This window comes from Protofrankia sp. CiP1_Cm_nod4, assembly GCF_982290645.1.
In genome coordinates this window covers 1-1,618 of sequence record NZ_CEVIVC010000032.1, presented here as the reverse complement: position 1 = coordinate 1,618, position 1,618 = coordinate 1, and the positions used below count along the sequence as shown (strand labels likewise).

Sequence of the window (1,618 nt, the reverse complement as noted above, 5' to 3'; positions counted from 1 at the left end):
GGAGGGCCTGAACAGGCTCCTGGAGGTCGATCGTTTCGATGATGGCTGGCCTGTCCAGCCCCTGCGGCTGGTTGCCGGCGCCGGACGACGCGGAGGCTCCGGTAGCGAGAAAGAAGTTGACGACGGCGGCCGTGGCACCGACGAGGAAGGCCAGCCCGAAGCCGGCGAGTACGCCGCTCTTGCCGACTGCCGAGGTGCGGTCGAGACCCATCCGCTCGCCGAGCGCCCAGGCGATTCCGCCGAGCAGCACGGAGGCCACGGCGGCGATCACCGCGTATGCGGCCAGGCCGTTGACAAGATCTTTGAGCGCGTTGATCCCAGGGGCCTTGGAGTCGTCGGGCTTGACCTCTACCTGAGCCAGGACGATCGTCGCCTGTGCGGTCACAGCATGGACGATCATCACTGTTCCCTTCTGAACTCGGTCCGGCACGCAGATCGTCGGATCATACGCCGGGAATCAAACCGCGATCTTTGGAGGTGGTGGCGGCGGCGATGGTTGTGTTGTCGCTCTCATCTTCCTCAGGAACCGTGCTGTCGGGATCGTCGCAGGCGTCGACGACAGTCGCGGCCAGCCGGAGAAATGCCCGCCGGCTGCGCCACCGCACCCGGGAGAGGACGATCGCTGGACGCCCGCCGGGCGGCGGCGAGCCCGGAGCGTGCCGGGGAGCGCTGTGGGCGTGGTCGGGTATCTCGTCGTCGAGTCGTGTGTCATACGGGATGCGCACCAGCGCGTCGACCCGCCGGGCCAGCTTGGCCGCGGCCGAGCGGGTCTGCGGCGACCAGCGTCCACGGCGGACCGACATCGCGGCTACGATCACCGCTGGTCGCGGGCCCGCGTGGTCGGCACGCAGGATGGCCGCGCCACGCAGGGCGGCGGCCGCTTCGGCCAGGTCGCCGGGGAGCGCCGGTACGACCAGCAGAATCACGTCCGCGTCGCTGAGCGTGATCGACGCGAACTGGCCGTCCCAGTCCAACGGGGTGTCGACGAGTACCAGCTGATACGCCTGTTCCAGGGTGCGCAGGCCGGCCGCAACCACCTGGGTGGTGGGTGGGCCCGGCATGCCGGCCGCCACCAGCGGAGCAGGCTGCGCCTCGATGCCGTCGGCGGCCGGGACGGCGCCGTTGGCGGTGGCTGCCGCCGTCTGGCCCGGCGTGGCCCGCCCAGCGGGCTGGAGATCGGGCTGAGGGGTGCCGGTGGGGTGGCAGGCGGGCAGGACGTCGAAGCCCGCGGTGGCCCGGGCCGGTGTGGCTGTCCGGCTGGTGTCACCGCCGATCAGCCAGCGGATCTCCCGGGCCGGTCGTGGAGTGCCGCCGCGGCGGGCCCGGTAGGAGATCGCGTCCGCGACCAGATCACTGAGCGTCACTGACGGGCGTACGCCAGCGCGTTCCGCGAGTGAGGCGCCGAACTCGATACTCACGTCGGAGCCGCCGGTGGCCGTGGCGCGTTCCAGGTCACCGGAGATGTCGAGGGCGACCACGGGCTCGGCGCGGATGCCGGCCAGGGTCATCCCGAGCATCGCGGTGACGGTGGTGCGTCCCGAACCGCCGATCAGCGAGGTGACCGCGATCCGCCAGGAGCCTTCCAGCGGTGTGGCGACCCGGTCGGCGAGGGACTCCC

General features: G+C 71.4%; 2 protein-coding genes. Both read right to left on the bottom strand.

The annotated features are described in order from the left end of the window. On the bottom strand, positions 1-400 hold a 400-nt coding region (locus tag AC5LSR_RS08615), incomplete at its 3' end, for a DUF6112 family protein (protein WP_493468330.1). Between the two features lie 43 nt (positions 401-443). Next, a partial coding sequence (locus AC5LSR_RS08610) for a hypothetical protein (protein WP_493468329.1) occupies positions 444-1,618 on the bottom strand: 1,175 nt, incomplete at its 5' end.